Below are 2,078 nucleotides of genomic sequence, written 5' to 3'. Positions count from 1 at the left end.
AAGACCTTGCCTTTTTTGAAAAAAAGGCAACCCCAAAAAACTTTCAGCTCGCCGCATGGCAGCTTCCCACATGGGAGTGGGAAGTGCGTAAAAGCTTGTAGATCATTCGCACGTGTCAACTCCTTAATGCTCAAAAAAAGACAGCCCCCTTACAGGGACCGTCTTTTTTCTCCGCTTACCGTTGACACTTACCTTAAATATTTCTTTCAGGACAATAAAAAAGGGGGACGCCCCCCCTAATTTCACTTACTATTTTTAATTTTTTTAAAAAGTTTTACAAGCATTAAAACAATAAATACTATCAGTACTACTGTAAAAATTGCTGTCGCAATAAAAGCCACGTAATTTCCTTCTTTCTATCTTAAAATTGAACTTTTAGTAATTGTACCTTTTGCATTCGATTCAACATTAACTCTTAAATATTTTTCTTGTAATTTTAAACCATTTCCTTTAATTGTAAAACCTAAAATTGCGCTACCTTCTTGATAAGCTATTCTCCTTGAACTACTAGGCTTTTGTACTGCACTTTTCTTTTCAACTATATCAATAAGAATTCCTGCAACATGATTTGTTTTCATATAGTTTCCAGTTCTTCTGGCAGTCACTTTTTTCCCATCATAAGTAAATTCTGCACCTATATATGCAGTAACTAGTTTTAAGCTTTTTACAGCTGTATCATAAATGCTTCTTGAATGCGAAGCATTTTTTATTTTCTTTGATGTTGCAGCATATGCTTTATCAAAAAACAGATTATCAACAAATGTAAATAAATTAAGGTCGTCAGTATTTTCATCTACTTCTCTTTCTTCTGACTCTTTAAATTCATCTACTATAACCAAATTATCGTCAAACGTTACACTCAGGTTTTTATTGATCTCAAAAGTTTCAGATTCTATATTAGTTTCTAATTCTACTGACTTATGTACATCGTTATTTATGGTTTGTATTTCTTCTTGAATACCCTTATTTAAAGTTTCTTGGGTATTTTTCTTTAATGTTTCCGTGATTATAGTATTAACAGATTCATTGGACGTTTTAGTTTTCTCTTTGATTTCTGAAATAATCTTTTCTCTGTCGTTAGCAATTTTTTTCTTTTCAGAGTTATTGAAGTTTACTTTTAAATCATCATTATTTTGAACTCGTAGTGTATTTTCTTTTAATTCACTAGCTTGTACATTCGATGTTTTAGTTAAAAAAACACTAACGAACAATACGCTTACTAAAAAAACAGTTATTATCTTTTGTATCATTTTAAAAACTCCCTCTTTATTTTTACAGAAATAAGCATATATGAAAAAATAAAGATTTAGTATAGATAAAAAGTATTAGATTAGTCTCTATAGTCTGTTTATCAAATAATTTTCCAATTTCCAATTCCATTGAGCAACAACAGAATAAGCTTTTTCTTCAACCTCTGAATCCTCATCGTCCACTCGTACCAAATCGCCTTCTTCAACATCATCTAAATTCAATTGCTTATGTACTTTTTTCAATAAACCACCGTATGCAATCATTCGCTTCCGGTATAAACCTTCTTCTAAGTCTTTTACAACTTCTAAATCATTTTCTAGATTACCAGTCAAATAGTCGGCATCTTTCACAGAATATTTTGCAGTTTCTTGCACCGCTGCTTGAATCGCAGTGACCTCTTTTTTCTTGTTCCGCTTTTTATTTTTTACTGCCTCTATATGTACAATTGGCACATAATCTAACTTCATGGCTTTTTGCCAAAGACTTGTCCAATCTTCTTGCGATAAATAATTTACAGTACCCTTAAAATATTTTGATTCAACACATAACAAAACGTGCATGTGTTGATTATACGACCCATCTTTTTTATTGACCGTAACTTCTGTAGATCGCATGAAACCAATCATATTTTGAGCTACTTTTTTATATTTCATCAAACGGTTAAAGCCTTGTGCCATTGCTTTTAAACTTTTATCCAACTCTTTACCGTCAAAAACATTCTTTACCGATAGGGTTAAGAAAAGCCATCTTGCTTTTGGCTTTTGACGAATCACTTCTTCCACAATTTTGGTTGTTTGTATGCTTCGTTTCATCGTTTTCCTCCAATT

2 protein-coding genes are annotated in these 2,078 nt (G+C 31.8%); both read right to left on the bottom strand.

The window, feature by feature from the left end:
* Positions 1–356: 356 nt before the first annotated feature.
* A complete protein-coding gene (locus CW357_RS17925; protein WP_119417396.1) occupies positions 357–1,250 on the bottom strand; it encodes a hypothetical protein in 894 nt (297 codons plus the stop codon).
* 87 nt (positions 1,251–1,337) lie between these two features.
* Positions 1,338–2,078: protein rep (locus tag CW357_RS17920; protein WP_256386337.1), on the bottom strand; the 741-nt coding region annotated here is incomplete at its 5' end.

The sequence above is a fragment of the Rummeliibacillus sp. TYF005 genome (assembly GCF_003844195.1).
Lineage (GTDB): Bacteria > Bacillota > Bacilli > Bacillales_A > Planococcaceae > Rummeliibacillus.
Note: the sequence above shows the minus strand (reverse complement) of the source record. Positions and strands in the feature narration are given on the sequence as shown.

Bases quoted from the DNA above. Each gene is read 5' to 3' on its own strand.
- CW357_RS17925 (WP_119417396.1), bottom strand. From the start codon at position 1,250: ATGATACAAAAGATAATAACTGTTTTTTTAGTAAGCGTATTGTTCGTT.